The 25,190-nt window shown below is 59.9% G+C and carries 24 protein-coding genes; 12 read left to right on the forward strand and 12 right to left on the reverse strand.

Translation table 11 applies throughout. The features are described from left to right. Positions 1-4: 4 nt before the first annotated feature. Positions 5-1,321 (reverse strand): cytochrome-c peroxidase, encoded by a 1,317-nt coding sequence (locus BOA8489_RS09690; protein WP_093973831.1) that lies wholly within the window; start codon positions 1,319-1,321, stop codon positions 5-7. Here BOA8489_RS09690 and BOA8489_RS09695 point away from each other — a divergent pair. Together BOA8489_RS09695 and BOA8489_RS09700 are read left to right on the forward strand one after the other, a co-directional pair. Then, positions 1,304-1,789, forward strand: a complete 486-nt coding sequence (locus BOA8489_RS09695; protein WP_093973832.1) for a tetratricopeptide repeat protein — start codon at positions 1,304-1,306, stop codon at positions 1,787-1,789. The two genes, BOA8489_RS09690 and BOA8489_RS09695, sit on opposite strands and share 18 nt — an antisense overlap. Positions 1,790-2,226: 437 nt before the next feature. After that, a complete protein-coding gene (locus tag BOA8489_RS09700) occupies positions 2,227-3,483 on the forward strand; it encodes a DEAD/DEAH box helicase (protein WP_093973833.1) in 1,257 nt (418 codons plus the stop codon). 18 nt (positions 3,484-3,501) lie between these two features. Here BOA8489_RS09700 and BOA8489_RS09705 read toward each other — a convergent pair whose 3' ends face one another. After that, positions 3,502-3,957 (reverse strand): hypothetical protein, encoded by a 456-nt coding sequence (locus tag BOA8489_RS09705; protein WP_141138268.1) that lies wholly within the window; start codon positions 3,955-3,957, stop codon positions 3,502-3,504. Between the two features lie 163 nt (positions 3,958-4,120). On the opposite strand from BOA8489_RS09705, the gene BOA8489_RS09710 reads away from it, so the two are divergent. Next, positions 4,121-4,348 carry a hypothetical protein gene (locus tag BOA8489_RS09710; protein ID WP_093973835.1) on the forward strand — a complete coding sequence of 76 codons (228 nt, stop codon included), beginning with the start codon at positions 4,121-4,123 and terminating at the stop codon, positions 4,346-4,348. 17 nt (positions 4,349-4,365) lie between these two features. On the opposite strand, the gene BOA8489_RS09715 is transcribed toward BOA8489_RS09710, so the two are convergent. The 7 genes from BOA8489_RS09715 to BOA8489_RS09745 form a co-directional block, all read right to left on the reverse strand. After that, complete coding sequence (locus BOA8489_RS09715) at positions 4,366-4,830, reverse strand: hypothetical protein (protein ID WP_093973836.1); 465 nt, start codon at positions 4,828-4,830, stop codon at positions 4,366-4,368. 168 nt (positions 4,831-4,998) lie between these two features. Then, a complete protein-coding gene (locus BOA8489_RS09720; protein ID WP_093973837.1) occupies positions 4,999-6,072 on the reverse strand; it encodes a TRAP transporter substrate-binding protein in 1,074 nt (357 codons plus the stop codon). Positions 6,073-6,098: 26 nt separating this feature from the next. Then, positions 6,099-7,610, reverse strand: coding sequence for a TRAP transporter large permease (locus BOA8489_RS09725; RefSeq protein WP_093973838.1), 1,512 nt, complete (start codon positions 7,608-7,610; stop codon positions 6,099-6,101). A gap of 5 nt (positions 7,611-7,615) precedes the next feature. Then, positions 7,616-8,239: a TRAP transporter small permease gene (locus BOA8489_RS09730; protein WP_093973839.1), complete on the reverse strand. Its 624-nt coding sequence runs from the start codon at positions 8,237-8,239 to the stop codon at positions 7,616-7,618. A gap of 71 nt (positions 8,240-8,310) precedes the next feature. Further along, the gene (locus BOA8489_RS09735; RefSeq protein ID WP_093973840.1) at positions 8,311-8,805 is read right to left on the reverse strand and encodes a flavin reductase family protein; all 495 of its coding nucleotides are present in this window, start codon (positions 8,803-8,805) and stop codon (positions 8,311-8,313) included. Continuing rightward, entirely contained in the window at positions 8,802-9,689 is an 888-nt protein-coding gene (locus BOA8489_RS09740; RefSeq protein WP_093973841.1) for an aldo/keto reductase, read from the reverse strand. The genes BOA8489_RS09735 and BOA8489_RS09740 overlap by 4 nt, the downstream gene beginning before the upstream one ends. After that, a complete protein-coding gene (locus tag BOA8489_RS09745; RefSeq protein WP_093974007.1) occupies positions 9,689-10,846 on the reverse strand; it encodes an LLM class flavin-dependent oxidoreductase in 1,158 nt (385 codons plus the stop codon). The genes BOA8489_RS09740 and BOA8489_RS09745 overlap by 1 nt, the downstream gene beginning before the upstream one ends. A gap of 91 nt (positions 10,847-10,937) precedes the next feature. Between BOA8489_RS09745 and BOA8489_RS09750 the strand changes: the two genes are divergently transcribed. From BOA8489_RS09750 to BOA8489_RS09770, 5 genes are read left to right on the forward strand one after another with little or no spacing between them, the layout of a single operon-like run. After that, on the forward strand, positions 10,938-11,639 hold the full coding sequence (locus BOA8489_RS09750; protein WP_093974008.1) for a GntR family transcriptional regulator: 702 nt from the start codon (positions 10,938-10,940) through the stop codon (positions 11,637-11,639). An 8-nt stretch (positions 11,640-11,647) separates the two neighbouring features. After that, complete coding sequence (locus tag BOA8489_RS09755; protein ID WP_093973842.1) at positions 11,648-12,793, forward strand: Gfo/Idh/MocA family protein; 1,146 nt, start codon at positions 11,648-11,650, stop codon at positions 12,791-12,793. Positions 12,794-12,837: 44 nt separating this feature from the next. Continuing rightward, a complete protein-coding gene (locus BOA8489_RS09760; RefSeq protein WP_093973843.1) occupies positions 12,838-13,983 on the forward strand; it encodes an aromatic ring-hydroxylating oxygenase subunit alpha in 1,146 nt (381 codons plus the stop codon). A 30-nt stretch (positions 13,984-14,013) separates the two neighbouring features. After that, positions 14,014-14,238: a hypothetical protein gene (locus BOA8489_RS09765; protein ID WP_093973844.1), complete on the forward strand. Its 225-nt coding sequence runs from the start codon at positions 14,014-14,016 to the stop codon at positions 14,236-14,238. 27 nt (positions 14,239-14,265) lie between these two features. Beyond that, positions 14,266-16,680 carry a GcvT family protein gene (locus BOA8489_RS09770; protein WP_093973845.1) on the forward strand — a complete coding sequence of 805 codons (2,415 nt, stop codon included), beginning with the start codon at positions 14,266-14,268 and terminating at the stop codon, positions 16,678-16,680. A gap of 14 nt (positions 16,681-16,694) precedes the next feature. On the opposite strand, the gene BOA8489_RS09775 is transcribed toward BOA8489_RS09770, so the two are convergent. After that, positions 16,695-19,298, reverse strand: a complete 2,604-nt coding sequence (locus BOA8489_RS09775) for a methyl-accepting chemotaxis protein (protein WP_176440263.1) — start codon at positions 19,296-19,298, stop codon at positions 16,695-16,697. Between the two features lie 17 nt (positions 19,299-19,315). After that, positions 19,316-19,888, reverse strand: coding sequence for a PDC sensor domain-containing protein (locus BOA8489_RS09780; protein ID WP_093973847.1), 573 nt, complete (start codon positions 19,886-19,888; stop codon positions 19,316-19,318). 196 nt (positions 19,889-20,084) lie between these two features. On the opposite strand from BOA8489_RS09780, the gene BOA8489_RS09785 reads away from it, so the two are divergent. The 4 genes from BOA8489_RS09785 to otnK are packed head-to-tail and all read left to right on the forward strand — an operon-like array spanning position 20,085 to position 24,136. Continuing rightward, complete coding sequence (locus tag BOA8489_RS09785; protein WP_093973848.1) at positions 20,085-21,128, forward strand: Gfo/Idh/MocA family protein; 1,044 nt, start codon at positions 20,085-20,087, stop codon at positions 21,126-21,128. Then, positions 21,121-21,951, forward strand: coding sequence for a sulfite exporter TauE/SafE family protein (locus BOA8489_RS09790; RefSeq protein ID WP_093973849.1), 831 nt, complete (start codon positions 21,121-21,123; stop codon positions 21,949-21,951). The genes BOA8489_RS09785 and BOA8489_RS09790 overlap by 8 nt, the downstream gene beginning before the upstream one ends. 22 nt (positions 21,952-21,973) lie before the next feature. After that, entirely contained in the window at positions 21,974-22,864 is an 891-nt protein-coding gene (ltnD, locus tag BOA8489_RS09795; protein ID WP_093973850.1) for an L-threonate dehydrogenase, read from the forward strand. Between the two features lie 3 nt (positions 22,865-22,867). Beyond that, positions 22,868-24,136 carry a 3-oxo-tetronate kinase gene (gene otnK / locus BOA8489_RS09800; RefSeq protein ID WP_093973851.1) on the forward strand — a complete coding sequence of 423 codons (1,269 nt, stop codon included), beginning with the start codon at positions 22,868-22,870 and terminating at the stop codon, positions 24,134-24,136. A gap of 3 nt (positions 24,137-24,139) precedes the next feature. Here the strand turns inward: otnK and BOA8489_RS09805 are convergent, their stop codons facing one another. After that, entirely contained in the window at positions 24,140-25,183 is a 1,044-nt protein-coding gene (locus BOA8489_RS09805) for a LacI family DNA-binding transcriptional regulator (RefSeq protein ID WP_093973852.1), read from the reverse strand. Between the last annotated feature and the right edge of the window lie 7 nt (positions 25,184-25,190).

Raw genomic sequence — 25,190 nt, forward strand, 5'->3', positions numbered from 1 at the left:
AGGGTTAATCGACAGTGAGACCAGATGGCACAGTTTCGGGACGTCCGAGGGGGAGATTTCGCGCGGTTTTGCCCGTCAGGCTTTCAAGGAAAGCAACCAGATCGGCAATGTCATTGTCGCTGAGGTCACGAGGGGTGATGTCGATCTTGGCGCGTTGCCGCGCGATCTCGCGGTGCTGATATTGGACGGCGAAGTCGGCGCGCGCCAACCATGGAACTGACGGCAGTCGGGCCTGATCGCGGGTCCATTGATCGAGAGCGGTGCGAGGATCGAGATGGTGACGCACGATGCCTTCCAGCGTTGGATAGGCCCCGTTGTGTCCGTAAGGTGCTGTTAATGCAACATTTCTCAGCATGGGGGTGCGGAAGCGATACGCGTCTTCAAGCCGGTCACTTTCGCCCATGCGCCCCACATCGCGGGGTTGAAGGTCAAAGCGTCGGGTCTTGCCAGGACCGAATGCGGGTAGGGCGAGGGCGTGGAATTTCTGGTCCGACATGAGTGGACTGGAGTGACAGGACGCACATCCTGCGTCGCCATAGAACAACTCCATGCCGTTCTTGGCAGCGGGCGTCAGCGCGGTGTCGTCGCCAGCCAGAAACAGGTCAAAAGGACTGTCGTGGTTTTTCCACTCGGTCCCCATGAACGCCGCCAGTGCGTTCGCGATGTCGACGATTTCCACATCTTCAGGTTTGTTAATGTCATCAAACGCCTTAACAAACATTAATCCATAGTCCGGATTGGTGCGCACGGCCAAAGTGATGATCGGCCAGGCGTTGTCGATGCGGTCATTGATGGCGCCACCGACTTCGTTTTCGCGCGGGGCGCCTGCCATTTCGAAACGCGCGGTCAAAGGGAACAGGGCCTGGGCGGCGAGGATGGTTTCCAAGCCCTCGGGCAGCCATTCTTCAGCCGGCGAGTTGAAGCCATTGCCGAAGATGTCCGAGACGGAGAGGCGGCCATCGTGAAACAGGACGTCTATGTCTTTCGCGCCGAGATTCCACAGGGCGGGCGCGTTCCTTGGAATGCGCTTTTCGATGCGATCCGGGCCAGTGCCTGCGTGACGTTCTGGACCCACGCCCTCACCGCCTTCACCGATGCCGAGGCTAAGGCCGTCCGAGCCACCAAGGTCATGGTGGTGACAGGTGCCACAAGAGATATTTCTGTTGCCCGACAGGATCTTGTCATAGAACAGAAGTTGACCGATTTTGGCTTTTTCCGGGTCAAAGGCGATGAAATCATCGTCCGTAAGCGGCCTCGGAACGTCCGCCGCCGACGCGGGCAGAGCGATGCAAAGGGCAAGGATATGAAACAGACGATTCATGGGTTTATTCTGGCAGGTGCAGCCGTGCTCGCAAGCCCTGTTCGGGCTGAAATCGAAACAGCCCGCGACCTTATGGAAGCGGGCCGGTTTGAAGAAGCGATGCAGGAATTCCTGCCTGCGGCACGGTCTGGAAACGCGGATGCTGAGGAATTGATCGGCGTGATGTATGCGCTTGGACTGGGTGTTGAGCGTGATCCGGAGCGGGCGTTCGAGTGGTACTTGCGCTCGTCTTTGAAGGGGCATCCGGGGGCTCAGTCGGGGTTGGGGTGGTATTACGAATTGGGGCTTGGAATGCCTGCGCCGGATTTGGTGCGGGCGTATCTGTGGTATGGGTTGAGCACAATCGGCGGCGATCCGGATGCGGCTATCTCGTTGGAAGAAATACAGAAAAAGATGACGCAGGATGAGATTGATCGCGCGGATGTGCTGATTAACGATTATAAACCGTGGATGTATCCGTTCCGCTGAGGTCAGCAAAACAGGCTGAAATGCGACGTCGGTACAACGTCGGTACAACGTCGGTGTCGCGTCGGTGCGACCGCGCGCCGGATTAGGGGTTCGTTCATCTGGTTTAACTTTTGCGCAGAACCATTGGATTTTAACAGCTTTTCTCGCTTCCTTGCTGATGGAGCGGCCAAAACGGTTGACTTGAGCTGTCTTTGGCCCCATGTCCCCCCTACGACGATTCTGCCGCGTGAGCAGACCGCGCCCTTTTGAGGTGCGAGGCGTCAGACCAATCAAAGGCACCCACCTCACGCAGGGGTCCGGCGCGACGACGAGCCAGCGGCATTCGGCCTTTGGATCAGCGCGGCGCGCAACCCGACTGCGACCTGACCGTCCGATCCCGGGCGGTGGTGCGATTTACAATGACGCGCGGCATGGCCCGCGTCGAAAGAAGAGAATTAATGGACTTTGATATGTTGGGGCTTCAGCCCCGTATTGTAGCGAAACTGGCCGAGCAGGGGATCACCGATCCAACCCCGATCCAGAAGAAAGCGATCCCTTACGCGATGCAGGGGCGCGACGTGATGGGGCTGGCGCAGACCGGCACGGGCAAAACGGCGGCCTTTGGTTTGCCGCTTATTCACACCCTGATGAAAATGGGCGTGAAGCCCGAACCGAAGACCGCGCATGGTCTGATTCTGGCTCCGACGCGCGAGTTGGCGAAGCAGATTTCCGATAACCTGAAAGCCTATACCCAGGGCACGCATCTGAAGATCGGGATCGTCGTGGGCGGTCAGTCGATCAATGTGCAGATACAGCGGCTGGCGAAGGGCACGGACCTTTTGGTGGCGACTCCGGGGCGTCTGATCGACCTGATCGACCGTCGCGCGGTGCGTCTGGATCAGACGAAGTTTCTGGTGCTGGACGAGGCCGATCAGATGCTGGACATGGGCTTTATTCATGCGCTGCGCCGGATTGCACCTCTGTTGTCGCCGAACCGCCAGACGATGCTGTTTTCGGCCACGATGCCCAAGCAGATGAGCGAACTGGCGGATGCCTATCTGACGGATGCGGTGCGCGTGGAAGCGGCGCCTCCGGGCAAGCCTATCGAGAAGATCACGCAAGGACTTCACTATGTGGCGCAGTCCGAGAAGACGAAGCTTTTGATCGAGTATCTGGACGGCCATCGCGACGAGATGGCGCTGGTTTTTGCGCGCACGAAGCATGGTTCGGAGCGGTTGATGAAGGGCTTGGTGAAGGCCGGATTTGCGGCAGGGTCGATCCACGGCAACAAAAGCCAGGGTCAGCGGGACCGGGCGATTGAGGCGTTCAAGACCGGCGACTTGCGGGTTCTGGTGGCCACGGATGTGGCCGCGCGGGGTCTGGATATTCCGGGCGTACGGCATGTCTATAATTATGACTTGCCGAACGTGCCGGACAATTATGTGCACCGCATCGGTCGCACGGCGCGTGCGGGCGCAACGGGCCGTGCGGTGGCGTTTTGTTCAGCCGAAGAGCTGAAGGAACTGCGCGATATCGAAAAGACGATCAAGAAGGCGATTCCGGTGATCGGCGGTCGTCCGCCAGAGCCTCCTCAGGGGCAGAAAGCCGGCGGCAACCGGCGCGGAGCCAAGCCGGGCGGTCCAGCGGGCAAACCCAACAGCAACAAGCGCAGACGTCGGCCAAACCGGGGCGGCGCAAAAGCGCGCGCTGCCTGAGGCCGGACCAAGGCGGCGTCAGCCTGGCAGGATGTCGCCAATATTGTTGATGATACTGACCAGCAGCACGATGCCGCAGATCATGAGCGCCAGCCAGAACACGAAGTGCATGACGATGGCCGAAGCCCCAAAGCCGATGGCAAGCGTCGGAAGCCGTGTCGGCTCGTGGCGAAAAAGTGCGATCCCGCCCAGAGCCATCGCGGCACCTGCCATGCCGAGCGCGGCGATGGTGATCGCAGGTGCATAGCTGGGCGGCGGCGGTGCGACGGGGGCGGGTTCGCCCGACAGCGCACGGCTGGCGGAGAGCCGGATGTCGGCGGCGATTTCGCCGATGACCGTGCCCGCGCTTTTCGCGGGCGGCTCCTCGAAGATCGCCGACATCTGGATCACCAGAATGACGAGGCTGATAGCCCCGAGGAAAAAGCCCGCCAGCCCGAATTTCGCCGGGCGGATTGGGGGAGCGGTCTGGTCCATGTCATTCATTCCTCGTCTTTTTTCAGGTAAACATTAAAAATGGTAAGGGGCTAAATTATGGCTTTGCAGGCTATGGCAGTTTAGCCAGTTGCGTGACCGATGGATCCGAAAGGGCCAAGGTCCTTAAAGTGTGGTATCGTCCGGACGGGGAGGCAAGCTGCTTATGCCAAAGGAAAATAGGTCACTTTTGCGCGCCTTCGACGTGCAGTCACGCATGTTCATTCCACTTTGGCGACGCGTGGCGATCGTGGGAGTGTGCGGGCTTTGGGCGATTTTGGAATGGTGGAGCGGCAATCCGGGCTGGGCGCTTTTGTTCGCGGCGATCGGGGCCTATTGCGCGCATCAGTTTTTTATCGCCTTCAATCCGCCCGAGGACGAAGGCGGGTCTTGAGCGGACGTTTTTGGCGCTTACTCGGGTAGGGTTATCGTGCCGACGACACGGGATTCCCGAAGCGGCATGGCCTTATACATGATCTCGACGGACGTGGTCGCGATGCCCTCCCCGGTGATACCCTCGAATTTTCCTGATCCGGATTCGATGGTCCAGGTGTTTGCGGCACCCTGCTGGCCTGCCTGCCATTCCATGATGAAGGTGTCGTCGCCTTCGCCGTAGATGCAGATCCCCTGGATCGAGCCTGTGCCGTCCTGATTGCCGAAGCCCGAGCCGATGCAGCGCACAGGGCCTTCTTCCAGAGGGCCTTCGATGACTTCAAAATAGCCGTCGTTGTCTTGTGTGAAGAAAATCTTGTCGGCAAGTTGGTAAGATTGCTGATTGATCCTGTAGATGTTGTTGATGACGATGCGGTCCTGCGCGACGCTGGCGCCTGCCGTCAGAACGAGCGCGAGCGCGGCGGCGATATGTTGACGTGTCATGCGATCCCTTTCAGTGTTTGGGGCAGGTTAGCAGGTCGCTTTGCGTTTCCCTAAAAGATTTAAATTGGTTAGCCGGGACAGGGTGGGGGGCGCATGCGCCACGAAAAAGGGCGCCCTGTGGGGCGCCCTTTCGGCTTTCAGTGAGGCGTTAACCTTCGCTAAGACCTCTTAGTTCAGGTCGGCCGCGCGGGCTGCGTCGATTTCGGCTTCGACGACGGCGACAGAGGCGTTCAGCGCATCGAGGATGCGTGTGCCGCCTTCGACGTTTTCACCAAACCATGCGAAAACAGGCGAGGCTGCTTCTTTGAATGCAGCTTTATCGTCCGGGGTCGGAACGTAGAGGTCACCGCCGCCCGCTGCGAATTCTTCGTAAGCGGCGATCGACTTGCGCTTTGGAGACGCGAAAGTTGCCTGCTGGAGCGCATAGAAGCCGTCAAGCACGACGCGCTTCATGTCGTCTGGCATGGAGGTGAACTTCTCGTTGTTCATGAACCACAGCGCACCCATGTAAGCGTGGCCGTCGAGGGTCACGTACTGCAGGCCCGCATCCGGGAACTTCATGCCCATGATGTCGGTGATGCCGTTCTTGGAGCCTTCGACGACGCCGGTCTGCAGCGAGGTGAACAGCTCGGGCCATGGGATCGGAGTTGGCGAGGCACCAAGTGCTTTCACAAGCTCTTGTGGCAGATCGGCGACCACGGTGCGGATCTTGAGGCCTTCCATGTCGGATGGCATTGCGACACGGCGCTGCGTGTTCGCGAAGTTGCGCCAGCCGCCGGTGTTGCCGACGGTCATCAGGCGGATCGTTTCACCGGAGGCTTCCAGTGTCATTTCCTTCATGGTGCGCATGAATTCGGTGTTGTTTTCCATCACACCTTCAGCCACGCGGTCGTCTGCCATGAGATACGGCAGGTCAAGCACCTGAACGAAGGGGAAGATGCCGGAAGCACCACCCGAGGTTGAGATGTAGACGTCGATGTTGCCGTCAGCCACGCCCTGAAGGCACTCGGCGCCATTCGAGCAAAGCTGCGTGCCGATAAAGACTTCGACTTCGATTGCGCCGTTGGAGGCTTGCTCAACGAAGTTCTTGAACACGTTGAGGCCGTCGGCGTCTTCGTCATTCTCGTTCGAGTTTGCAGTTGCGCGGATAGTGTATTGCGCGTGGCCGGCCGCATAGGCGGAAAACGCGCCTGCGGTGACCAGTGTTGCGGCCAGCGCCGCAGTTGTAAGACCTTTTAGCATTGGTAACTCCCTGTAGGTTGCTTTGGTCATTGAACGAACCCGGTCAGTCTTGGGATCGTCATGGAAATGGCCGGGATATAGGTGATCAGGAAGATCACCAGTACCTCGACGGCGAGGAATGGCAGGATGGCCCGTGCGATGGTCTGCACCTTTTCCCCCGAAACGGAGGAGGCGACGAACAGGACCAGTCCCATGGGCGGGGTTGCAAGCCCCACGGTGAGGTTCACCGACATGATGATCGCGAAGTGCACGGGGTGCACGCCGAGATCGACGAAGATCGGACCCAGAATGGGACCGAGGATGATGATCGCCGGGCCCGCATCAAGGAACATGCCAACAATGAACAACAGGATGTTGATCAAAAACAGCAGGATCAGCGGGTTTTCCGACAGGCTGAGGATGTAGTCCGCAAGGATTTGCGGCGCGTAAGACAGCGAGACCACGGTCTTGAACGCCATCGCGCCGCCGACGAGGAGGAGGACCACCGCTGAGGTCATGGCCGAGCGGCTGAGAACCGCCGGCAGGTCTTGCAGCGTCATGGTTTTCAGAACGAAGAATGCGACGACGATGGCATAGGCCACGGCGACGGCGGCGGCTTCGGTGGGGGTGAAAACTCCGAGAAGGATGCCGCCGAGGATCAGGATCGGCGTTTGCAGCGGCACGACCGCACGTTTGGTGACCATGCGGAAGTCGCTGTCGATGCGGCGGCGCATGTTCATCAAAAGGACGTGGGCGGCAATCACTCCGACGAGGAAGGTCGTCATCACCACGAGGGTTGACGCGCCTTCGCCGGCAAGGCCTGTGGTGCCACGGAACAGCGCGAAGATCAGCCAACCGACGTTGAGGCGCAGAAGGACGAAGCTGACCCAGTATTCGCGGGAGGTGAGCGTCATGCCTTTTTGCACGATGCGTTCGGCTTTCGGCAGGTCGTATTTGTTGGCCATAAGGCGCACGACCAACATCAGGCCGAGGCCGACCATTACGCCGGGGACGATGCCGGCAAGGAACAGCGCCGCCACGCTTTCGCCCATGACATAGGCGTAGATGATCATGATGCCGGATGGCGGGATGATCGGGCCGATGACCGAAGACGCGGCGGTAACGGCAGCGGCGAAGCGGCGAGTGTAGCCTTGCTTTTCCATGGCAGGGATCAGCATCGAACCAAGCGCCGAAGTGTCAGCCACGGCGGACCCCGAGAGGCCCGCAAACAGCATGGACGACAGGATGTTGACGTGCGCGAGACCACCGCGCAGGTGACCCATAAGGGCCTGGGAGAATTCAACGAGGCGTTCGGTGATGCCGCCTTTGTTCATCAGCTCGCCCGCCAGCATGAAGAACGGGATCGCCATCAGCGGAAAGCTGTCCATGCCGTTGTAGACGTTGCGGTAAAGAAGCGTGAGTTCCTTGGTCGGGTTGACGGCACCTTCGTCCAGCGCGCTGAGATAAAGAAGAATACCCGGCGCAGCGAGCAGGCCGAAGAATACCGGCAGGCCGATCATCAGGAAAACGAGGAAGACAGGGAGGAACCAGATCAGCATGTGCGTTACTCCACCAGTGTTTCAGCGTCGGACGGCGTGAGGTCTTTGACCTCGCCTCCGAGGAGCGTGATCAGGGTGCGCAGGATCAGCTCGATGTTCACGATCAGCATCAGGACCATGCCGAGGAAGAACGAGAGCATCATCCAGCTGCGCGGCACGCGGCACCATGGCCCCGAGCCGACCCCCTTGGCGCCGAGGGCGTCGCAAATGCCAGTGCCGTTGCCCGGCACAAAGAGAGAGGAGGTCGCGAAGCTGCCGGAAAAGCCCGTCACCTCGGACCAGCCGATCTGCACCGCGAGGGCAAGGACGAAGCCCGAGATGATCAGAAGGATCAGGCTGACAAGGGCGCCGATTGCCCTTGGCAACGCCTCGACCGCCATGTCGATCGCGACGAAGCCACCCATGCGGTAGGCCATCGGAGCCATCAGCCCTGTCATCCAGAGCATCATGAAGCGTGCGGCTTCATCGGGCCAGGGCAGGGCGTTGTTCAGGGCATAGCGGAAAAAGACTTGAACAAGGATCGCCAGGACCATCAGCGCGATAGCGACAAGCGATATCGCGCGTCCAATCTTGAGAACGTAGTCGTTCCAAGCCTGGAAGGGCCACAATAGCCCATTGAGAAACGCCATAGCGTCTATCCTCCCTAGTGGCCCCGTTTTTTGTTTTATGGGGTCCGGTTTTATCGACTTACTGTCGATGCTTACTCAACGTCTGTAAAGCGCCCATATGACCCTTTCGAGAACACAAGGGGGGCGCCGTCCGTCATTTCTGCGCGGTTGACTTCGCCGACGATAATCACGTGATCGCCGCCGTCGTGGATGGCGTGTTGCGTGCATTCAAAGCGCGCAAGGCAGCCGTTGATTAATGGCACACCGTGCGCGTTTTCGCTGTAGTCGAGGCCGTCAAAGGCGGTGCCATCGCGTGCAAAGGTCTGGCACAGTGCGACCTGTTCGGCATTGAGGACGTGGATCGCATAGTGGCGGGCGGCCTCGAAGGCGGGAAAGCGACGCGAGGATTTGGCCGGAGACCACAGCACGAGGGCCGGATCGAGCGAGAGCGACGAAAAGCTGTTGGCCGCGATGGCAATGGGGCCGGTTTCGGTCTTGCAGGTCACGATCGTGACGCCGGTAGCAAAAGTGCCCAAGGCGTCGCGAAAGGCGCGCGCGTTTTCGAGGGTTGGGGTGAAAGCGGTCATGGCACCTCGTGTCCGACGGCGGCGGAGTAAAGTTCGAACCATGTTTCGCGATCCATATCGACTTTCAGCGCGTCGCCCAAGGCCTTGATACGGTTGATGTTATTGGTGCCCATGACTGGAAGAATGCCGGACGGGTGCGCCAGAAGCCACGCGGTTGCGACGGCGGCGGCATCGGTGCCGGTTTCATGTGCGACCCGCGAAAGGATGGCCTGCACGTCACCTTCGCCGGTCATCAGGCCGCCGCCACCGAGGGGGGACCATGCCATTGGCGCAATCTCGTTTTCTTGCAGGAAGGCAAGGTCTCCATTGGTGAAGGCGTCAAAGCAAGACAGGCTGATCTCGATCTGGTTCACGACCAAGTCGTTTTCCATTGCCGATTGCAGCAGCGAGAAATCCCAGGGGCGGAAGTTGGACACGCCGACGGCCCGAACCTTGCCGGCTTCGACAAGCGCGTCGAGGGCCCGGCCGGTTTCGTGATGATCCATGAAAGGGTCTTGGCGGTGGATCAGCAGAAGATCGAGGTGGTCGGTGTGCATCAGCTTCAGTGAACGCTCGACCTGTGAGGTGATGTGTTCGGCCGAGGTGTCGTAGTGCTTGACGCGGGCATTCGGAAAGGCGTCGCAGGGCACAACGATATCGGTCTTCGAGATGAGTTCGATCTTGTCGCGCAGCGACGACGATTTCAGGGCCGTGCCGAGCAGTTCTTCGGACTTGTACAGACCATAGATATCGGCCTGGTCGATGGTGGTGATGCCTTGCTCGAGACAGGCCTCGATCTTGGCTTGGATGTGGGCGGGCGAGGTGTCGTCGGCCTCGTCCAGACGCCACATGCCGTAGACGATGCGGGAAAAGCTGAGGTCTTCGGTAAGGGTTACGCGGTCCATTATTTTCTTTCTCCGACACCAAGTGGTGTTGCGGGGGGTGAGGCGGGCACGCGGCCGTAAGCCTCTGGAAGGGATGCAGTTTTTAATTCGGGGAGGACGCGTTTACCAAAGTGTACGCACTCATCAATGTGGGGGTAGCCCGAGAAGATGAAGGCGCGAATGCCCATCTTCTGGTATTCTTCGATCTTGGAAAGGACCTGATCGGTTGAGCCGACAAGAGCCGCTCCACAGCCCGAACGCGCGCGGCCAACGCCGGTCCACATGCCGGGTTCGACATAGCCGAACTTGTCGGCCAGCTCGCGCGCTTTTGCCTGATGGGCGACGCCCAGCGAAATGCTGTCGTGGGCGCGGTCGCGGATCAGTTTGCCGTATTCATCATCGAGTTTTGAAACGAGGTGTTCGGCGTATTCCTTGGCCTCGGCCTCGGTGTCGCGCACGATCATGTGGACGCGCAGACCGTAGTCCAGAGTGCGCCCGTATTTCTCGGCGACAGCATTAACGTCACGCATGCGTTGGGCGAGGTTTTCCTTTGGCTCGGGCCACATCAGGTAGACGTCGCAATGCTGACCGCAAAGGTCGAGGGCGGCGGGGGAGTAGCCGCCGAAATACATGAGAGGGCCGCCATTTTGCTGGTAGGGTCTGGCGGGATCGGTGGGCACGTTCTTGAAGGTGTAGACGTCGCCTTCGTAGTTGATCTCGTCTTGTGTCCAGGCCTGACGGAGGATCTCGACCACTTCGCGGGAGCGCTGATAGCGCAGTTTGCTTTCGGCCACCTCGCCGGGAAAATCCGAGGAGATGATGTTGATTGTCAGACGCCCCTTCAACATGTGATCGAGAGTCGCGATGGTGCGCGCCAGCATGATTGGCTGCATCTCGCCGCAGCGGACGGCAGCGAGCATATTGATTTTTTCAGTGAGCGGTGCGCAGCCGGCAACGAAGCTAAGTGTGTCCTGTCCGACCTGATAGGACGAGGGCGCGAGAATGTTGCGGAAACCCTGCTTTTCGGCTTCGAGTACGATGTCCCGGCAGTGTTCCCAAGACGATCTGAGCGATCCGTCCGGCACGCCCAGATAGGCGTAGTCATCTGAACACAAGGCAGAAAACCAACTGACTTCGGCAGCCTCAAGGTCGGCGGAGGTGACGGGAACAACGGTCATACGATTCTTCTCCGGGGCGCTATTTTTATCTTGCGTAGCATCCGCATTGATATACATCAATAGTGTATCAATTTAGAGATTGGCCTTTTCGGTGCCCGACACGTCCGCGCTGCCAAAGTACGTCCAGACCGCAGAGTTGCTGATCCGCGAGATCGCAGCCGGGCGTTTGGCCGACGGCGCGCGCCTGCCGCCGGAACGCGACATGGCGGGCGAGTTGGATGTTTCGGTCGGGACCTTGAGAAAGGCCTTGAACGATTTGGCCGACAAGGGGCTGTTGGAGCGCATCCAGGGGTCGGGAAACTATGTCCGCCACCGGGCCGATGCGGCGGGGGTCTATGCGTTCTTCCGGTTGGAGCTGATCGACGGAGGCGGATTGCCGACGGCAGATTTGCTGTCGGTCGAGAGGATGGAGAAATCGGCCGATCTACCTGAATTCGGGGCGTCGCGGGATGCGCATCGCATCCGCCGGTTGCGTCGGTTGTCGGGGCGACCCGCGGCGTTGGAGGAGATCTGGCTGGATGCTCATTGGGCGCAAACGGTGCGCCGCGAGGATTTGCTGGACAGTCTTTACTATTATTACCGCACGCGCCTCGGGCTATGGATCGCCCGGGCGGAAGACCGGATTGGCGTTGACGCTGTTCCGGACTGGGCGGTTGAGGATTTCAAACCCACACCCGGGACTGCGGCGGGGTATATCGAACGGTGGGGGCGTGCGAATGACGGCGCCATCGCTGAATATTCGCGCACGTGGTTTGACCCTGCGGTTGCGCGATACATTGCGCGGATAAGGTAGCGAACTCAATGGAACGTGTTGTAAACTATGGCGTAATTGGATGCGGCATGATGGGCCAGGAGCATCTTCGCAATATCGCGTTGCTGCCAGGCGCGCGCGTTGCGGCGATTTTCGAACCCGACCGATACATGGCGGATGCCGCAAAAGCGATTGCGCCGAACGCAAAGCTGGTTGGGTCGATTGCCGAGCTTTTGGCGATTTCGGAAGTGGATTGCCTGTTGGTTGTCTCGCCGAACCATCTGCACGTGCCGCAGTTTGAAGAGATCGCAGCGACGCGGCCTTTACCTTTGTTAATCGAAAAGCCTCTTTACACCGACCCTGCCCACGCCGCTCGGATTGACGAGTTGGCCGCGAGCTATCCCGCTCCGGTTTGGGTGGCGATGGAATATCGCTATATGCCGCCGATCCAGACCCTGATTTCCGAGGTCGAGGCCGCGACGGGTGGCCCGACGATGCTGACGATCCGCGAGCATCGTTTTCCATTCCTGCCAAAAGTCGGCGATTGGAACCGGTTCAACCGCTATACGGGCGGAACGTTGGTTGAGAAATGCTGTCACTTCTTTGATTTGATGCGCTTTATTCTGAAATCCGAGCCGGTGCGCATTGTCGCAAGTGCCGGGCAGGACGTTAACCATCTGGACGAAAAATACGCAGGTGAGACGCCGGATATTTGGGATGGTGCTTACGTGATTGTGGAATTCGCGTCCGGAGCGCGGGCGATGCTTGAGCTTTGCATGTATGCGGAAGGATCAAAGTATCAGGAAGAGATTTCGGTTGTCGGACCGGCGGGCAAGATCGAAGCCTTTGTTCCGGGGCCGGGGCGGTTCTGGCCAACGCATCTCGGCGCGCCGCCGGTGCCGCAGGTGGTGGTGTCGCCCCGTCATCCAAAGGGGCCGCAAGTTGTTGAAATTCCAGTAGATCCGACGATCTTGGATGCTGGCGATCACAATGGATCGACTTTCTACCAACATGCGCGGTTTCTGGAACTGGTGCGCTCGGGTGGTGAGGCCGAAGTCTCGTTGCGCGACGGTGCGCAGGCGGTCGCGATGGGCCACGCCGCACAGGACGCAGCACGCGGGGGCGGGGCAGTTGTTCTGGGTGTGCCGGGTGTCGTGAGCGACACGAGGGTGTCGCAAGAGAGCGCGATGGGATAACGCGAGATTCGCACACTTTGGGTGTTAACCTTCGGAGGGGTGCGATGAGGATTGAGGATTTAAGCACGGTTCTGCAACCTGTTGCGGTAGCGAACGGCTTGCCGAACGCGTTCTATACATCGGACGAAATTTACGCGGCTGAACGCGATGCGCTTTGGTTTTCGTCCTGGGCTGGGATTTGCGCCGAAGCGGAAGTCGCCGAACCCGGCGACGCGCGACCTGTTGATTTTCTGGGAGTGCCGCTGTTCCTGTTGCGCGGAAAAGACGGTGTTCTTCGAGTTTTTCAGAACATTTGCCGCCATCGCGGCATGATCCTTGTCACCGAACCGCGCAGAATCGAAGGGGCCATTCGCTGCCCGTATCATTCGTGGTGTTACAGCCATAAAGGCGCACTGGTGGCCACACCACATGTGGGCGGGCCGGGGCGGAACTCGCACCCCGATATCAAGCGCGACGAACTAGGGTTGATCGAGGTGCGCAGCCATGTCTGGCTTGGCATTGTCTACATCAACCTCTCCGGGGATGCGCCGGAATTCACGGAGTTGCACCGCGATCTGATCGCGCGTTGGGCGGAATTTGATGTGCCGATGTATCACGGCGGCGCCGACAGCACGTTCACGCTGGACTGCAAGACGAACTGGAAACTGGCGGTTGAGAATTACAGCGAGAGCTATCATTTGCCTTGGGTCCATCCGGGGCTGAACAGCTATTCTCGGCTTGAAGATCACTATAATATTGAAATTGAAGGAAAATTTTCGGGGCAGGGAACCGAGGTCTACCGCCAGATCAAGGGCGACAACGGGCAGGTTTTCCCCGATTTCCCCAATCTTTCCGACAAGTGGGATACCGGGGGCGAATACATCACAGTCACGCCGAATGTCATGTTGGGCGTGCAGCGCGATCACGTGTTTGCCATCATTCTGGAGGCGAAAGGGCCACGGTTGACGCGCGAACACGTTCACATTTTCTATGCCACACCAGATACATCGGAAGCATTGCGCAAGAAGAACGCGCATCTTTGGGAAGGTGTTTTCATCGAGGATATAGGCGTCGTCGAAGGGATGCAGGCCGCGCGTGGCGCGCCGGGTTTTGACGGCGGGCGGTTTTCGCCTGCGATGGACGGTCCGACGCATGTTTTCCATCGTTGGGTCGCAAGCCGCATGATGTCCGCGCAACATGCGGCCGAATAGGTCCGATCGTTTCATTTCGGCGCAAATGCCATGACGCGCGATCCGCTTCAGGAGGCGCTGTTGGCTGCCCATGCTATTGATGACCGAAGGGCTTTGGTTGCGCTTTATCGTGACGCAGCGGATTTGGCATATTCAGCGCAAGATATTGATAAGGAATGCTTTTTCCTCACGCATGCGTGGATCTTTGCGCTTGAGACGGATCATGAACTGGTCCACGAACTTTTCGCTCGACTGGATCGCAATGGACGGGTTTGACTTGGGTAATTCAGAGGCGGGACGGAGATGAGATCACAGGCCAGAGTTGTGGTGATCGGCGGTGGCGTTGTTGGGTGTTCGGTGCTGTACCATTTGACCAAACTTGGGTGGTCCGACGTCATGCTGATTGAGCGATCCGAGTTAACCAGTGGTTCGACATGGCATGCGGCGGGCGGTTTTCACACGCTGAACGGCGATACCAATATGGCGGCGCTTCAGGGGTATACGATCCGGCTTTATCGCGAGTTGGAAGAATTGACCGGGCAGTCCTGCGGTTTGCACCATGTCGGCGGGATCACTTTGGCCGACACGCCCGAGCGACTGGACATGTTGAAGGCCGAACGCGCCAAGCACCGTTATATGGGTCTGGAAACTGAATTGCTTTCTCCGAGCGAAATCAGGGAGATGGCAGAGCTTGTCAATGTCGAGGGTGTACTTGGAGGATTATACGATCCGCTTGATGGGCATCTTGATCCGTCGGGCACGACGCAAGCATATGCCCGTGCCGCGAGGATGGGTGGGGCCGAAATCGTCACGCACACCCGTGTTCTGGAAACCAGCCCGCGCGCTGATGGCGGTTGGGATGTCGTTACGGAAAAGGGGACGGTTGTTGCCGAGCACGTGGTTAACGCAGCGGGGCTTTGGGCGCGAGAGGTCGCGGCGATGGCGGGAGTATATCTGCCGTTGATGCCAATGGCGCATCAGTATCTGGTGACTGAGGACATCCCGGAAATATATGAACGCGGGTCAGAGTTTCCGCATGTGATGGATCCCGGCGGTGAAAGTTATCTGCGCCAGGAAGGGCGGGGGCTGTGCATCGGATTTTATGAGCAGAAATGTGAACCCTGGTCGGTTAATGGGACGCCTTGGGATTTCGGACATGAACTGCTGAATGACTCCTTCGAAAAGATCGAGGACAGCGTTAATTTTGCCTATCGCCGGTTCCCGGTGCTTGAGCGAGCGGGTGTAAAGCGGGTAATTCATGGCCCATTTACGTTCGCGCCGGACGGCAATCCGCTGGTCGGTCCGGTGCCCGGGCTGCGAAATTATTGGACGGCTTGTGCGGTTATGGCCGGGTTTAGTCAGGGGGGCGGCGTTGGGCTTAGTCTGGCGCAATGGATGATCGAGGGCGAAACGGACCGTGATCCGCGGGCCATGGATGTTGCGCGCTTTGGTCGTTGGACGACGCCGGCCTACACACTTCCGAAGGTGATAGAGAATTATCAACGCCGCTTTTCCGTGAGTTATCCGAATGAGGAACTGCCCGCCGCGCGTCCGTTTCGTCGCACGCCGATGTACGATATCTGGGACGGGATGAACGCGGTTTTCGGCGCGACATATGGGCTGGAAGTTCCAAACTACTTCGCCCCTGATGGCGAGCCGCGATTTGAAACTCCGAGTTTCCGCCGCTCGAATGCCTGGGACGCGACTCGCGCGGAAGTCCATGCAGTGCGCAGGTCGGTCGGAATCAACGAGGTTCACAATTTCAGCAAGTTTCTGGTCACCGGCAGGAATGCGCGCGGTTGGCTGGACCGGATCATGGCGGGACGAATTCCAAAGCCGGGGCGCATGTCTCTGTCTCCGATGCTGTCACCCAAGGGGCGGCTGATTGGAGATTTTACGATCTCTTGTCTGGACGAGAAGACGTTTTTCTTAACGGCAAGTTACGCAAGTCAGGATTATCATCTCAGATGGTTCGAGCAACACCTGGAACCGGATGTATCGGTGCAGAACCTGTCGGATTTGGTGACGGGGTTTCAGATTGCAGGTCCGATGGCGCGAGAGCTATTGCAAAAGGTGACGACCGCGGATGTGTCGTCTGAGGCTTTCAAGTTCCTGGACGTGAAACTTATCGCGATTGGACTGGCTGATTGCCGAGTTCAGCGGGTCAGTTACACCGGCGATTTGGGCTATGAGATCTATTGCGACCTGACAAGTCAGAGGCATTTGTTCGACACGCTGTGGAGTGCAGGTCAAACAATGGGACTGCAGCCCTTCGGGATGCGGGCGATGATGTCCTTGAGGCTGGACCGGTTTTTCGGATCCTGGCAACGCGAGTTCTCGCCGGATTATACCGCGGCTGAAACCGGACTGGACCGCTTTATCCAGTTTCAAAAGCCTGTGAACTTTATAGGACGCGAGGCTGCCGAGATTGAAAGGGTGACATTGCCGCCGCGCGTTTTATGTGCGTTCGAGGTGGATGCGCAGGATTGCGATGTGGTTGGTTACGAGCCGATTTGGCGCGACGGGGGCGTCGTGGGTTTTTGTACGTCGGGCGGTTATTCGCATTGGTTGGACAAATCGATTGCCTTTGGTTTCGTGCCTCGCGAAGGCTTGGACGACACTTCGGGGTTCGAGATCGAGGTGCTTGGTCAACGTCGTCGCGCCGTTCGCTTGCCCGCCTCACCGTTTGATCCGGACGGTGGCAGGATGCGGCACTGACGTGAGATCAGGTTTCAGAAATCTTCCCAGTCATCGTCATCCGCGATCGCCAGTGAGCCGTCCGTCACGCTTCCGGGCTTGGGTTTGACGGGTGCGGCTTTGGGCGCGGCGCCTTGACGCTGACTTGACTGTGGGTTGGGTGAACCTGTGCTGGCGGACCGCGCGCCATCGAGTTTGTGGGGTGTTTGCTGTCTTGGCGCCGCGGCGCTGCCCGTGATCCGGAATCTGCCAGTCGTTGCAACAAGTGCATTGGCTTCTGCGGTGAGCGTATGTGTTGCGGCCGTCGTTTCTTCGAACATTGCCACGTTTTGCTGCGTGACCTGATCCAATTGACTGATGGCCGTATTGATTTCTTCAAGCCCCGTTGATTGTTCGCGCGCGGAGGCGGCGATCCCCGTCACATGTTCTTCGATATCTCCCACAGATGTGACGATTTCGTTGAGGGCTGTGCCCGCCTTGTCGACCAGTGAGACGCCTCGCTTGACCTGATTTCCCGAGGTCGAGATCAAGGTATTTATCTCGCGCGCCGCTTCGGAGGAGCGTTGGGCGAGGGCACGTACTTCGGACGCCACGACTGCGAAGCCGCGTCCTGCATCGCCGGCGCGTGCGGCTTCAACGCCTGCATTCAACGCAAGCAGGTTGGTCTGAAAAGCAATATCGTCGATCACCGAGATAATCCGGGAAATCTGTTCGGACGAACTGGCGATTTCCCCCATTGCGTCAACAGCTTCGCGCACCACCGTGCCTGACGCCTCGGCGTTTTTGCGCGCGTCGGTCACGACTTCACTGGCTTTGCTGGCTCCGTCAGCCGCAGAGGCCACGGAAGCGGTGATTTGCGTCAGGGCGGCGGCGAATTGTTCCAAGGTGGCGGCCTGTTGTTCCGTGCGGAGCGACAGATCGTCGGCGGCGGACGAAATATTTCCGGCTTCGCCGAGAATGGCGCCGGAATTGTCCATCACAAGCGATACTGCGCTGTCGAGCGCCAGGACGGGCTCGTTGAAGTGACTACGCAGGGCTTCGTAGTCTTCGTCAAAGGCGTTAGACAAGCGGATCGAGAGATCTCCCTGGGACAGCGCGGTCAGAGCAGCGCTTAGACTGTCGACGACGGCTTTTCGCGCCTCCTCCATTGCCGACGCAATGGCCATGGCTTCGTTTTTGGCCGCTTCGGCGCGGGTGATGTCTTTGCCGAGGAACACATAGCCGGTCGCCCGACCATCGCGGTCGAGAATTGGGGTCACATTGCCTGAAACCGTCGCGGTGTTCCCCGCGTGCGCCACTTCGAATTTGTCGAAGACTGCTTTGCCGGACGCTGCCTGATCAAGCGATACCGTTTCGCTGGTCGGGTGGATGAGTTGATCCAACATGATCTTTCCAAGGGCGCTTTCGATAGAAGGAAGCGCGCTTTTCAGGATCTGGTTTGCGAAAGTTAGCTGTCCTTCGCTATTGAAGTCCGCGCGCATCTGATCCGCCTCAAGGGACATGATGATCGCGTTGTTGGTGCCCGGAACCGTGACGTCTTCCCATTCTAGGATATAGCCGATCGTCTGGGAGGCGTCGTCTTTTACCGGGTTGATCGAAAGCGCGATAATCAGGTTGTCGATGCGAAGATCGCGAAGGACGGGAAAATTCCCCTTTGAGATCATTGATTTGATTGCGCCATCGTCGTTGAGTGCTTCGCAGAGATTGGCCCCGACGAGGTTTTTGGCGGAGGTGACATCCTTGTCCTTCAACAGAGACGGGCCTGTGGCCTTGATGAACGACTTGAAGGCCGCGTTGTGATGAGTGAGCTTCAGGTCGAGGTCCGTCATGGAGAGAGCTGCCGATGAGCCGAGGAAGCCCGCGCTTTTGAAATAGGCATCCTTGGTGACGGCTTCGGCGGCGTGTAGTTGCGCGCGTAATGTGTCCAGCTCGCGCGAAAGAAGGCCGATTTCGTCGCGTCGGTTCTGCCCTTTAATCTCGGTAACAAGGTCGCCTGCGGTCATAAGCGAGGTGCGGCTGGCAACCCGTTTCAGGGGGTCTGCGAGAGACAGGCGGAAAAACAGGCCTGCGGCGATCAGGACAATCAGAAAGACACTGGCGGATATGGTCAGGTTGTGTAGTCGCACCGCCTGCAATTCCGCCAGAAGAGTATCCGGGCTCCAGGCGATTGCGATTGCGCCGGATGCCGTGCCTTCGGCAGTGGCAGCGATCGGATAGGCGACCCAGAATCCATCCCCCGTTGTTTCCAGAGATGTCGTCTGTCTTGCGGTCTCCGCGAGTGTTCTGAGATCGGGGTCAACCGATCTGCCCGTCTGCGCGATGACGCTGCTTTCCTTGTCCACAACGATCGCCGATTTGATGGAGTCGGGGTGTTTTGCGAGGAGGTCGCGCAGAGTTGCGTCGATGTCGTCGACCTTCCCGAACCGCACCGCGCCCTGCAATTGCCCCGTGGTCAACTCTGTCACGTCGCGGGCAAGAACCCGCATCCCGTCAAGCGCCACGGTGGTTGCATTGCGATCTGCGTTGTAGGTCAACACACCGGCGACGGTGAGGATTGCGGCGGTCAGAATAAGCAGGCACTTCAAAAGGATTGAGATACCGAACGATCGCAACGGCGCGGGTGTGGTTTGGGGGGTCATTTTGGTCATCCTGTCGATTACATCAGGCTGTCGGCGTCAACGCCCACGGTGACGGCGCCGATGGCTTGCCCCGTAGCGGGGTCGACCAGCGTGAAGGACACCTGGGCCTGATAGCGCTGAGTGGACTCGTCGAGTTCGATTTCGGAGATGTGAAAGCCACCGGCGCCTTGCGCATAGGTTTCGCTGTGCTTTGCTTCGTCGCCCTGCCAGTAATCCGAGGTCAGATCGCTTGCCGCCACGTTCAGGCCGCGCGCGTCGGTCACGAAGATTTCGGTGATCGCGTCGCCCGAGCCCGTGACGCGCTCGCGCAGGAAACTGGCGGCGAGATTGTCGAGAACGGGTGTGATGGTCGGCGTCGAACTGCCGCCGACTTCGGCGCGCCAGGCCAGATCGAGGGCGTCGATTTCCGCCTGGGTAAAGCCGGCGGTGGTGGCGTTCTGCGCGTTGACCGCGTCGATCAGGACCTGGGCATTCGCCCATTCCGAGATGGCCGTTTCGAAATAGTTCCTTGCCGCGGCCTCGAAATCCTGAGCGGCAACGGGTGTCGTCATCAGCATCGGCAACAACACTGCAAGAGCGCGTTTCTTCATCGGTTTGGGTCCTTTCAACAAGCAGGAAGTTCATGTCATGATCGTCGCAATATGGCCGAACCCTTTCGAGCCGATTAACCCGAAGGGTGTTTCCTAAAATCCGATCTATTTTTTGCGGAGGCTCTCTGATCTATGGGGCGACTTGACCTTGCGCTGGGCCGACGTGATACCCGGCAGTGAAGAAGGCGAGGGACAGATGGCGGAATTACCGGCGATTGCAGTGGTTGGGGCGGGCCTGATCGGACAAAGGCACGTCGATCTCGTGAGCCGCGGCGCGCGGCTGGCGGCTATCGTCGATCCCGATCCGTCCGCCAGGGTGCTTGCGGCGCGCCATGATGCGGTCTGGTTTGCGGACCTTGAAGATTACCTTGCCGGATCACGGCCCGATGGCGTGATCCTGGCGACGCCAAATCAGGTGCATGTCGCGCAGGGCCTTAGTTGCGTTCGGGCCGGAATCCCGGTGTTGGTCGAAAAGCCGATCGCCAACGATGTGGACTCGGCGACGGCTTTGGTCGAGGAGGCCGAAGCGGCGGGCGTGGCCGTTCTGGTGGGCCATCACCGGCGGCATAATCCTCTGGTCGCGGCGGCAAAGGCGGTGATCGAGGCGGGCCGTCTGGGCGAGATTGTCGCGGCGACGGCCGAGTTCTGGCTTTACAAGCCAGACGATTATTTCGCGCCGGACTGGCGGCGGGCACCCGGCGCGGGACCGGTGTTTATCAATCTGATCCACGACATCGACCTGATGCGGCATTTCTGCGGGAATGTTGAATTTGTGCAAGCGATGGAAAGCCGCTCGGTGCGGGGTTTCGAGGTCGAGGATACGATGGCGGTCCTGTTGCGCTTTGCGAATGGCGCCCTGGCAACGGTCAGCGTATCGGATACGATTTCGGCGCCTTGGAGTTGGGAATTCACAAGTGGCGAGAACCCGGTTTATCCCAAGGTAACGACCTCGTGTTACAAGATCGGCGGCACACATGGGGCTTTGTCTGTGCCGGACATGGTGCTGTGGCGCCATGAGGGTGCGCGCAGTTGGTGGCAGCCGATTGCTTCGGAGACGATCGGATTTGAGACGGCTGAACCGCTGATGCGGCAGCTGGCGGATTTCGTGGCGGTGATCCGCGATGGGGCGCGCCCTTTGGTCAGTGGCCGCGAGGGGCTGGAAAGCCTGCGCGTGGTCGAGGCGATCAAGACGGCGGCGGCAAGCGGAGAGACCGTGGCATTGGGGGCGGCGCATGGGTGATGTGTATTCGACGCAGTTTCTGATCGCGTTTGTCATCGGACTGTTGGCGACGGGAGCGATTGCGGGCGTGTTGGCGGGGTTGTTGGGGGTCGGTGGCGGCATCGTGATTGTGCCGGTGCTGTTCTTGCTGTCGGGGTTCTTTGGGTTCCCGGCGGAGCTGGCGATGCCGATGGCAGTGGGCACTTCGCTGGCGACGATCATCCCGACGTCGATTTCCTCGGCGCGCTCACATCACAAGCGCGGCAGTATGGATGTGGACCTGTTGAAGATCTGGGCGCCGTTCGTGTTTTTCGGCGCCCTGATGGGCGGCGTACTGGCGAATTTTGTGTCGGGCGCGTTCCTGACACTGCTTTTTGGCGTGATCGCCTTGGCGGTTGCGGTGAACCTTGCCTTGCCGAAGACCATCGTTGTGGCCGAAAGCCTGCCGGGCGGTGTCTTGGCACGCACGACGGTGCCAACGGGTGTCGGCGTGTTCTCGGCTTTGATGGGGATCGGTGGCGGAACCTTGTCAGTGCCGATCCTGACGGCGTTCTCTTATCCTGTGCATCGCGCAATCGGCACGGCGGCGGCCTTGGGGCTGGTGATTGCGGTACCTGCGGTCTGCGGGTTCATCTGGGCCGGTTGGGGCGTGGAGGGGCGGCCTCCGTGGTCGTTCGGGTTCGTCAACGTGCCGGCGGCGGTCCTGATTTTCGCGATGAGTGTGTTCACCGCGCCGGTGGGCTCGAAGTTGGCGCACGCGATGGATGCGGGGCCGCTGAAGCGGGTCTTTGCGCTGTTCTTGTTCGTCACGTCGATTAGGATGCTTTGGCAGGCGTTGGGATGACGCTATTTGGGGAGGGCGAGCGATGAAAGTGGCAGCGATTGGACTTGGGTCCATGGGATATGGAATGGCTTCGTCGCTTTTGCAGGCCGGCCATGAGGTTTACGGCGTTGATGTGAACGCGGACGCGGTTGCGCGGTTTCAGGGTGATGGCGGGGCGTCGGGAGATTTGGCGGACGTCGCGGGCGATCTGGATGCGGTCGTGGTTGTGGTGCTGAACGCGGGCCAGACCGAGAGCGTGTTGTTTGGAAAGGACGGGGTTGTCGCGGGGTTGCGCAAGGGCGCGGTCGTGATGTCTTGCGCCACAGTGCCGCCGGAGTTTGCGCGTGACATGGAGGCGAAGTGCAACGCGGTCGGCGTGCATTATGTGGATGCGCCGATATCGGGCGGGTCGGTCAAGGCGGCGGCAGGTAAGTTGTCGGTAATGGCGTCGGGTGCGCCTGCGGCGTTCGAGGCGGCGGCTCCCTTGTTGGAGGCTTGTGCCGAGACGGTGTTTCGCCTTGGCGATGCCGCTGGGGCAGGGTCCGCGATGAAGGCGGTGAATCAGCTTCTTGCAGGCGTGCATATCGCGGCTATGGCGGAGGCCATGACGTTCGGGATGACGCAGGGGATTGCCCCGGAGGATTTCCTGCGTGTGATCCCTCAGTGTGCGGGGACAAGCTGGATGCTGGAAAACCGAGCGCCGCATATCGTGACAGGCGATTACACGCCACACTCTGCGGTGGATATCTGGCCGAAAGACCTTGGAATCGTGCTGGATATTGCGCGCGGTGCGAAGTTTGGCGCGCCTTTGACGGCGGCGGCTTTGCAGCAGTTCGTGGCGGCCTCGGGGTCAGGACATGGGCGCGAGGATGATGCGGCGGTGGCGAAGGTTTATGCGCGCAACGCCGGTCTGAAACTGCCGGGCGAGGCGTAGGGCATGACCACACATTTGGGCGCGATTGCGGACGATTTCACCGGGGCGACGGATTTGGCGGGGCTCTTGGCGCGCTCGGGCGTGGCGGTGTCCTTGCGGATTGGCGTACCGCACGAGAGCCCGCGTGAGACGGCACCCTTTGAGGTGATCGCTTTGAAATCGCGGACTGCGCCTGTGGGCGAGGCCGTGTCCGGGGCATTGGAGGCTTTGGCATGGCTGAAGGGTGCCGGGGCCGAGCGGTTTTTCTGGAAGTATTGCTCGACGTTTGACTCAACGTCCGAGGGCAACATTGGGCCTGTGGCCGAGGCGATCATGGGGGCTGTCGGGGCAGAGCAGACGATTTATTGCCCGGCGTTTCCAGAGAACGGGCGCTCGATCTACATGGGGAATTTGTTTGTCGGCCAGCAGCTTTTGGCGGAAAGCTCGATGAAGGACCACCCGCTGACGCCGATGCGGGATTCGAACCTCTGCCGGTTGCTGGCGCCTCAGGTGAAAGGCGCGGTCGGTCTGGCAGACCATTTGACCGTTGCGCGCGGGGCCGAGGCGTTGCGGACGCGGTTGGCGGAATTGGCGGGCGAGGGCGTGGCGCATGTTGTGGTGGATGCGGTTGCGGATGCCGATCTGCGCGTGATCGCCGAGGCATGTCGCGACATGACCCTTATGACGGGCGGGTCGGCGGTGGCGATGGCCTTGCCGGAGTTGTTGATCGAGGCCGGTGTATTGTCGCGCTCGGACGCGGCGTTTCATGCGCCTGAGGTGGGCGCGGGGGCGGTGGTCCTGTCGGGAAGTGCTTCGGCGATGACCAACGCGCAGGTGGCGGCCTTCAAGGCGGGTCATCCGTCGTATCGACTTGACCCGTTGGTTTTGGCCGACGAGGGGGTTGGGGCGGCGCGGGCCTGGTTGGAAGATCAGCCGTTGGACGCGACGCCGATGATCTATGCAACCGCGACGCCGGATGAGGTGCGCGCCGTTCAGGAGAAGCTGGGACGCGCGCGTGCGGGGGAGTTGGTCGAAGCGGCGCTGGGCGCGCTGGCGGTGGCCGCGCGTGACGCCGGACGGCGGCGGTTCGTTTCGGCAGGGGGCGAAACTTCGGGGGCTGTGACGCAGGCTTTGGGTGTATCACGTCTGGATGTGGGGCCCGAGATAGCGCCGGGTGTCCCTTGGTGCTTTGCCAAGAGCGAGGGCGTGGACATTGCGATCACGCTGAAGTCGGGCAACTTCGGGGCGGAGGGCTTTTTCGAGACCGCGCTGGAGCGATTGGAACAGCTTTAAATTCTAGGTTTTGGGCGGGCCAAGCGAGCGGCGAAGGCGGATATCGGTCTGCAGTTCGACACTTTCCGGTACGGTGCGCTTGGTGACCATGTCGATCAGCATGCCCGCCGCGCGGCGACCCATCTCGCGGTGGGGAACGTGGACGGTGGTCAAGGCGGGTTCGGCAAGCGAGGCGATTTCGATATCGTCAAACCCCGTGATCGACACGTCTTCGGGCACCGAGAGGCCCATCTCCTTGGCCGCTTTCAAAGCACCAATCGCAAGGACATCATTACCGCAGAAGACAGCCGTCGGGCGCGGCGTCCAGCCCATTATCTGGCGAAACGCCTGCATGCCGCTTTCGATCGAATAGGTTGTTTCGATGACCGGCATGCGGTCCACGTCGATGGCGGCTTCTCGCGCGGCCAGCCTGACACCGGCAAGGCGGTCCCGGGCGCGGTCGTTGCCTTTGGTGTCGGCCGAAATCATGCCGATGTCGCGGTGGCCCTTTTCGAACACGAGCCGGGCGAGGTCGGCCATGGCGTTTCGGTTCGAAAAGCCGATGGCGGGAATATCGCTGTCGACCTCGTAGGCCCAGGCGACAAGGGCCGGCACCGAGCGGGCGCGCAGGAACTCGTGCAGGGCCGGGTTGCGGTGATAGCCGATCAGCAAGAGACCATCCGCGCCACGGGCGGCGAGTGTGCGGATTTGTTCTTCTTCGAGGGCTTCCTTATAGGATGAGCTGGCGACCAGAAGCGTGAAGCCGTGCCGTCCGAGCTCTTCCTGAAACGCCTGAATGCCGCGCGCGAAAATCGCGTTGTCCATCGTGGGGATGACCGCCCCTATGGTATTGGTGTGTCGGGCGGCAAGGGCGCGGGCGCTGAAGTTGGGGGCATAGCCAAGCTCGTTGACGGCGTCCATGACGCGGTTTCGGGTGCGCTCGATCACCTGATCGGGTGAATTCAGGCAGCGCGAAACGGTCGCCGTGGACACATTCGCCCGCCGCGCAACGTCGGCCAGCGTCGGAACGCTGCTTTCGGGCGTAAGTGGAGATCTCTCTCTTGTCATGGTCACC

This window comes from Boseongicola aestuarii, from assembly GCF_900184815.1.
Lineage (GTDB): Bacteria > Pseudomonadota > Alphaproteobacteria > Rhodobacterales > Rhodobacteraceae > Boseongicola > Boseongicola aestuarii.

Excerpts from the sequence above, each read along its gene's own strand:
- BOA8489_RS09695 (WP_093973832.1), top strand. The coding sequence starts at position 1,304 with ATGAAACAGACGATTCATGGGTTTATTCTGGCAGGTGCAGCCGTGCTC.
- BOA8489_RS09690 (WP_093973831.1), bottom strand. The coding sequence starts at position 1,321 with ATGAATCGTCTGTTTCATATCCTTGCCCTTTGCATCGCTCTGCCCGCG.
- BOA8489_RS09700 (WP_093973833.1), top strand. The coding sequence starts at position 2,227 with ATGGACTTTGATATGTTGGGGCTTCAGCCCCGTATTGTAGCGAAACTG.
- BOA8489_RS09705 (WP_141138268.1), bottom strand. The coding sequence starts at position 3,957 with ATGGACCAGACCGCTCCCCCAATCCGCCCGGCGAAATTCGGGCTGGCG.
- BOA8489_RS09710 (WP_093973835.1), top strand. The coding sequence starts at position 4,121 with ATGCCAAAGGAAAATAGGTCACTTTTGCGCGCCTTCGACGTGCAGTCA.
- BOA8489_RS09715 (WP_093973836.1), bottom strand. The coding sequence starts at position 4,830 with ATGACACGTCAACATATCGCCGCCGCGCTCGCGCTCGTTCTGACGGCA.
- BOA8489_RS09720 (WP_093973837.1), bottom strand. The coding sequence starts at position 6,072 with ATGCTAAAAGGTCTTACAACTGCGGCGCTGGCCGCAACACTGGTCACC.
- BOA8489_RS09725 (WP_093973838.1), bottom strand. The coding sequence starts at position 7,610 with ATGCTGATCTGGTTCCTCCCTGTCTTCCTCGTTTTCCTGATGATCGGC.
- BOA8489_RS09730 (WP_093973839.1), bottom strand. The coding sequence starts at position 8,239 with ATGGCGTTTCTCAATGGGCTATTGTGGCCCTTCCAGGCTTGGAACGAC.
- BOA8489_RS09735 (WP_093973840.1), bottom strand. The coding sequence starts at position 8,805 with ATGACCGCTTTCACCCCAACCCTCGAAAACGCGCGCGCCTTTCGCGAC.
- BOA8489_RS09740 (WP_093973841.1), bottom strand. The coding sequence starts at position 9,689 with ATGGACCGCGTAACCCTTACCGAAGACCTCAGCTTTTCCCGCATCGTC.
- BOA8489_RS09745 (WP_093974007.1), bottom strand. The coding sequence starts at position 10,846 with ATGACCGTTGTTCCCGTCACCTCCGCCGACCTTGAGGCTGCCGAAGTC.
- BOA8489_RS09755 (WP_093973842.1), top strand. The coding sequence starts at position 11,648 with ATGGAACGTGTTGTAAACTATGGCGTAATTGGATGCGGCATGATGGGC.
- BOA8489_RS09760 (WP_093973843.1), top strand. The coding sequence starts at position 12,838 with ATGAGGATTGAGGATTTAAGCACGGTTCTGCAACCTGTTGCGGTAGCG.
- BOA8489_RS09765 (WP_093973844.1), top strand. The coding sequence starts at position 14,014 with ATGACGCGCGATCCGCTTCAGGAGGCGCTGTTGGCTGCCCATGCTATT.
- BOA8489_RS09770 (WP_093973845.1), top strand. The coding sequence starts at position 14,266 with ATGAGATCACAGGCCAGAGTTGTGGTGATCGGCGGTGGCGTTGTTGGG.
- BOA8489_RS09775 (WP_176440263.1), bottom strand. The coding sequence starts at position 19,298 with ATGACCCCCCAAACCACACCCGCGCCGTTGCGATCGTTCGGTATCTCA.
- BOA8489_RS09780 (WP_093973847.1), bottom strand. The coding sequence starts at position 19,888 with ATGAAGAAACGCGCTCTTGCAGTGTTGTTGCCGATGCTGATGACGACA.
- BOA8489_RS09785 (WP_093973848.1), top strand. The coding sequence starts at position 20,085 with ATGGCGGAATTACCGGCGATTGCAGTGGTTGGGGCGGGCCTGATCGGA.
- BOA8489_RS09790 (WP_093973849.1), top strand. The coding sequence starts at position 21,121 with ATGGGTGATGTGTATTCGACGCAGTTTCTGATCGCGTTTGTCATCGGA.
- ltnD (WP_093973850.1), top strand. The coding sequence starts at position 21,974 with ATGAAAGTGGCAGCGATTGGACTTGGGTCCATGGGATATGGAATGGCT.
- otnK (WP_093973851.1), top strand. The coding sequence starts at position 22,868 with ATGACCACACATTTGGGCGCGATTGCGGACGATTTCACCGGGGCGACG.
- BOA8489_RS09805 (WP_093973852.1), bottom strand. The coding sequence starts at position 25,183 with ATGACAAGAGAGAGATCTCCACTTACGCCCGAAAGCAGCGTTCCGACG.